We start from the raw sequence: 6,036 nt of genomic DNA on the forward strand, positions 1-6,036 counted from the left end.
GAGGTTAGATTAGGGTGCAAGAAGCTAAAGAGGCCCGGCTTAAGGGGATTAAGATTGGGGTAGTTATTACTGGTTCCCACTGTACAGTGGCGGAGGTTATTCCAGAAATCAGGGCTTTAAAAGAAGAAGGAGCTGAAATTTATCCTATTTTTTCATATACAGTAGATGAAACTGATAACCGATTTTATAAAGTCGAAGACTTGAAGAAGATAATAAAAGAAATAACTGAACACAATATAATCAATACTATAGTAGGAGCTGAACCTATTGGCCCTCATAAACTTTTGGATATTTTGCTAGTAGCTCCTGCTACGGGTAATACTATAGCTAAGTTAGCTAATGGAATAGTAGATACTCCTGCTTTAATGGCTATCAAAGCTCAACTGCGCAATCAAAGGCCGGTAGTAATTGCAGTATCAACCAATGATGCTTTGGGTATTAATGCAAGAAATATAGGTATGCTTCTCAATATGAAGAATATCTATTTTGTACCCTTCAGACAGGATAATCCGGTGGAAAAGGCTAATTCACTGGTAGCTAAAATGGATCTGATTGTAGATACGATTATTTTAGCTTTACAGGGGAAACAGATTCAGCCGGTGCTTCTGGGTCCGGCATAATTCTTGAGATAACAGAAATTATTATGCTAGAATAGCAATTAGATATTTTTTACAGGAGGTAAATTAAAGTGGCAAGAGAGGTAACAATTGCAATAGTTGGAGCTACAGGAGCTGTAGGGCAAGAAATGATGAAGGTGCTTGATGAGCGCAACTTTAAAATAAATGAGCTCATATGTTTGGCTGATCCCCGGGAAGAAGGAACCAAGCTTAAATTCAAAGATGAAGTGATTACTGTACAGAAGGTAACAGAAGAAGCTTTTAGAAAAGCTGATATAGCTTTATTCGCGGTGGGGACTGATATAAGCAAAGAACTGGCACCTGTGGCAGTAAAAAATAACTGTTTGGTTATTGATAACAGCTACGCATTCCGTTTAGAAGAGGGTGTGCCTTTGGTAGTCCCTGAGGTAAATGCTGAAGATATTAAAGATCACCGGGGTATAATTGCCAATCCCAATTGTTCGACCATCATTATGACAGTTGCTATTAACCCTATTCATAAGGAATATGGGCTAAAAAGGGTAGTGGTATCAACTTATCAGGCCGTATCAGGAGCAGGAAAAGCAGGTATTGATGAGCTGAATGAACATGTAAAGGCTTATATGAATGGAGAAGAAGTGAAGCCTTCAGTATTTCAGTATCCTATTGCTTTCAACCTTATTCCCCACATAGATGTGTTTGTAGAACATGATTATACCAGAGAAGAAATGAAAATGGTATGGGAAACCAGAAAAATAATGCACCTGCCAGATTTGAAAATTGCGGCAACTGCTGTTAGAGTGCCGGTTTATAGAAGCCATTCAGAATCTATAAATCTGGAAACTTATAAACCGGTAACCCCGGAAGGGGTGCGGGAAGTTCTGTCAAAGGCACCTGGTGTAATAGTCCAGGATAACCCACAGGAGAAGCTTTATCCTATGCCTCTTTATACCTCAGATAAGGATGAAGTTTTTGTAGGAAGAATAAGAAAAGATATATCAACAGAAAATGGAATTGCCATGTGGGTGGTAGCTGATCAGATAAGAAAAGGAGCAGCTACCAATGCGGTACAGATAGCGGAGATTGTTGTTAGGGATAACCTGTATTAAGAGGTGTCAGATTTTGAGAATAATTATTCAGAAGTTCGGAGGAACTTCGCTTGCTACTCTCGAATTAAGAAAGAGGGTTTGCGATATAATTGCTGCCACTAAAAAAGAGGATGTTGGGGTAGTGGTAGTGGTATCAGCTATGGGACGGGAAGGGGATGTTTACGCTACCGACACTTTTATAAATATGGTTAAGGAAGTAAACCCATCCCCATCTCCAAGGGAATTAGATTTAATAATGGCGTGTGGGGAGATTATTTCCGGGGTGCTTTTGGCCAGCCAGCTCAGCTTTCGAGGAATTAAAGCCAAATTTTTTACTGGACAGCAGGCAGGTATAGTTACAGACAGCAATTACGGGAATGCCCATATACTGTATGTAAATCCTAAAAACCTTCTAAACTGCCTGAAAGAGGGGATAGTACCGGTAGTTGCCGGTTTTCAGGGAGTAGATGAAAAAGGTGAAGTTACTACTCTGGGAAGGGGAGGCAGTGATACTACAGCAGCTGCTCTGGGAGTAGCGCTTAATGCAGAGGTTATTGATATTTTTACTGATGTAGAGGGAGTTATGACTGCTGATCCGCGTATAGTAAAAAATGCAAAATTGCTTAATGCGGTAACTTATAATGAAATTTGCCAGCTGGCCCGTGAAGGGGCCAAGGTTATTCATCCCCGGGCAGTAGAGATTGCCATGCAGAAGAGTATCCCTTTAAGAGTAAGATCGACTTTTAGCGATAATACTGGTACTCTGGTTGCTAATGTAACGACAGGAACCCTGGATACAGTTAAGTTAATAAGTGATAATTTAATTACCGGCGTAACTTATACCTCCAATATTTCGCAGTTTAAAATCGATATGAGCACTGTACAGGATAAAAAAGGATATGAGCTTAAAATATTTAAGGCATTGGCTTTGGCAGGGATAAGTGTTGATTTTATAAACATTCAGCCAGAGGTCATTCTTTTTACAGTGGGAGCGGAAAATACTAGAAAAGCAGTAGAGGTTTTAGAAAATATAGATATACATCCAGAAGTAATACTTGACTGTGCCAAAGTAGCAGTAGTAGGAGCAGCTATGACAGGAATTCCAGGAGTTATGGCCAGGGTGGTTGAGGCTTTAAGCGAAAATGACATACCTATTCTGCAGTCAGGTGATTCGTATACCAATATATGGTGCCTGGTCAAGAGAGAACATATGGAAAAAGCAGTAAAAGCTCTGCATGATAAATTTGAATTAGGTAGATAAGAGGGGGATGGTAAAAAGATGTCGGCTCCTAGGTTAATGACAGCCATGATAACTCCTTATGACCAAAACCTTGAAGTTGATTATGCTAAAGCGGCTGAACTGGCTAAATATTTGGCTGATAACGGCAGTGAGGGAATCATAGTTAGCGGTACCACTGGAGAATCGCCGGTTCTTACTAAAGAGGAAAAAATTTCGTTATTTAAAGCGGTAAAGGATGCAGTGGGAGATAGAGTAAAGGTATGGATGGGAACCGGATCTAATAATACCAAACAATCGATTGAATTGAGCAGGGAAATTGAAAAGCTGGGTGCAGATGGGATTATGCTGGTCTGCCCTTATTATAATAAACCAACCCAGGAAGGGCTTTACCAGCATTTCAAAGCTATTGCGGAAAGTGTTTCTCTGCCGGTTATGCTTTACAATGTACCAGGGCGTACTGCTTCCAATCTTTTACCGGAAACAGCAGCCAGGCTGGCGGCTATTGAAAATATTACGGCTATAAAAGAAGCCAGTGGTGATATGGATCAGGTTTCTAAGCTGATACGGCTTTTGCCGGATAAAGTTCTGGTATATTCGGGGGATGATTCCTTAACCCTTCCTATTATGTCGGTAGGCGGTTATGGGGTTATAAGTATTGCTTCCCATTTAGTGGGGAATGATATAAAAGAAATGATATATGCTTTTGTAAATGGTGATGTAAAGAAGGCAACTTCTCTGCATCTTAAGTTGTTCCCGTTATTTAAAGGGCTCTTCGTAACTACCAATCCGATTCCGGTAAAAGAAGCTTTGAATTTGAGAGGGATGCAGGTCGGAGGATTCAGGCTGCCTCTTACAAGCATAGGTGCAAAAGAAAAAGAATTCTTGATAGATCTTTTGAAGCAGTACAATTTAATTTAAAATTAAATATATATAAAAAATTAGTGGATAGATTTTTTCTATCGCTAATTTTTATTGTTTTATGGAAAAAAATATATATAAAGGAAATATATTGATATCATATTTGTTGTATTACCTGGGAAGTTGGTCTATAATTAGGTGAGTGGGTATAGGGCGGCTTTATAAAAAATTTAATACAAGGAGGTGAAGATGTGTCAGACAATGAGGCAAGGCTTCACATAATTCCTCTGGGCGGTTTGGGGGAAATTGGGAAAAATATGCTGGCCATCCGATACCAGAACAGCATTATTGTAATTGATGCTGGGCTAATGTTTCCTGAAGAAGAACTGCTGGGAATAGATGTAGTTATTCCTGATATAACTTATTTGCTTGAAAACCGGGAAAAAGTAAAGGCTATAATTTTAACTCACGGGCATGAAGATCATGTAGGAGCATTACCATATGTTTTGAAAGAAATAAATGTCCCGGTTTACGGGAGCAGGCTCACTTTGGGGATGATAGAAGGAAAACTCAAGGATCATCAACTTAACGATGTAAAGCTTCATGTAGTTGCTCCCCGAGAAAAAGTACAGATTGATGATATCACACTGGAGTTTTTCAGGGTAAGCCATAGTATCCCTGATTCTCTGGGGGTTGCTTTGCATACTCCAGTGGGGATAGTTTTGCATACCGGAGATATAAAGCTTGATCAAACTCCAGTTGATGGACAGGTTGTCGACTTCAGGAAGTTAGCTGAGCTGGGAGAAAAAGGTGTTCTGGTAATGCTCGGAGACAGTACCAATGCAGATAAGACAGGTTTTACGATGTCGGAAAAAGTAGTCGGAAATACCTTTGATGAACTTTTTGGCAAGTGTGAAGGGCGGATTATAGTAACTACATTTGCATCTAATGTACATCGTATTCAGCAGGTTATATCAACTGCTGCCAAATATGGGCGGAAGGTTTCCGTAATAGGCCGCAGTATGGTTAATAATGTAGAAATTGCCCAGAGATTGGGTTATATGAATATCCCGGAAGGGATAATGATAGAGATGGAAGATATAGATAAGTATCCGCCTGATGAAATAGTTATAGTTACTACCGGTTCACAGGGTGAACCTATGTCGGCTTTAACCCGTATGGCAACCGCAGATCACCGCTGGGTAGGAATAAAACCAGGAGACACGGTAATTATTTCAGCTACTCCCATACCAGGAAATGAAAAACTGGTAGCGAAAACAGTAGACCTTCTTTTCAGGCAGGGAGCGGAAGTTATCTATGAGCGGGATATGGGAGTACATGTTTCTGGACATGCTGCTCAGGAAGAATTAAAGATACTTCTTAATCTAATAAGGCCCCGTTATTTTATTCCGGTACATGGAGAATACCGCCATTTGATGAAACATGCAAGACTTGCAGAAAGCCTTGGCATACCGCGTAACAGAATATTTGTAGCTGAAAATGGAAGCATAATAGAAGTTGGTAAGAAAAAGGCTTGTATTGCAGGAAAAGTACCGGCGGGACGGATTCTGGTTGATGGTTTAGGGGTAGGAGATGTAGGGAACATAGTGCTGCGTGACCGAAAACAGCTTTCACAGGATGGGATTATGATAGTCGTAGTTACTATAAACCGCGATCAGGGACAAGTTGTAGCAGGACCTGATATAGTGACTCGTGGTTTTGTCTATGTACGTGAATCCGAAGAGCTGATAGAAGATGCAAAAGCCAGGGTTAAAGAAGCTCTGGATTATTGTGAGAAGCGTAATATCACCGAATGGGCAGTTATCAAAGCGCAAATTCGGGATAAATTAAGCCGACACTTGTTTGAAAAAACAGGCCGCCGTCCCATGATATTGCCTATAATTATGGAGATTTAATTTTAAAAAATTACTTGAAAACCCTTTGACAAAAAAAGTTTCATATATTATAATAATTCTCGCAAAGGGAATGAAAAAAGATTTGCAGCCGGATGGTGTAGTGGTAGCACAGCTGACTCTGGATCAGTTAGCCAGGGTTCGAATCCTTGTCCGGCTGCCATATAAGGGAAATAAGCCCTGTACTTTAAAGTACAGGGCTTAATTTTTTATATTCAGTTGTTTTTGAAAACTGAATGCTAATTATTAATTTTTGGTTTACTTGATTTTCTGATTATATTTGTATCCCTTACAAAGTATTCACCAAACAGCTATTTTTTTCATATATATTTAGCATGGGG

Annotated in this window: 5 protein-coding genes and 1 tRNA gene; all 6 read left to right on the plus strand. The window is 39.8% G+C overall.

Annotated elements, in window-relative coordinates; translation table 11 throughout:
* Nucleotides 1–14 precede the first annotated feature (14 nt).
* Nucleotides 15–620 (plus strand): dipicolinate synthase subunit B, encoded by a 606-nt coding sequence (locus ACZ42E_RS04000; RefSeq protein ID WP_464893166.1) that lies wholly within the window; start codon nt 15–17, stop codon nt 618–620.
* Nucleotides 621–688: 68 nt separating this feature from the next.
* Complete coding sequence (locus tag ACZ42E_RS04005; protein WP_464893167.1) at nt 689–1,705, plus strand: aspartate-semialdehyde dehydrogenase; 1,017 nt, start codon at nt 689–691, stop codon at nt 1,703–1,705.
* Between the two features lie 13 nt (nt 1,706–1,718).
* On the plus strand, nt 1,719–2,945 hold the full coding sequence (dapG, locus tag ACZ42E_RS04010; protein ID WP_464893168.1) for an aspartate kinase: 1,227 nt from the start codon (nt 1,719–1,721) through the stop codon (nt 2,943–2,945).
* An 18-nt stretch (nt 2,946–2,963) separates the two neighbouring features.
* Complete coding sequence (gene dapA, locus ACZ42E_RS04015) at nt 2,964–3,842, plus strand: 4-hydroxy-tetrahydrodipicolinate synthase (protein WP_464893169.1); 879 nt, start codon at nt 2,964–2,966, stop codon at nt 3,840–3,842.
* A 191-nt stretch (nt 3,843–4,033) separates the two neighbouring features.
* Nucleotides 4,034–5,698 (plus strand): ribonuclease J, encoded by a 1,665-nt coding sequence (locus ACZ42E_RS04020; RefSeq protein ID WP_464893170.1) that lies wholly within the window; start codon nt 4,034–4,036, stop codon nt 5,696–5,698.
* An 86-nt stretch (nt 5,699–5,784) separates the two neighbouring features.
* A tRNA-Gln gene (locus ACZ42E_RS04025) sits at nt 5,785–5,858 on the plus strand.
* The last annotated feature ends 178 nt before the right edge of the window (nt 5,859–6,036 follow it).

The organism is Thermosyntropha tengcongensis, from assembly GCF_055381335.1.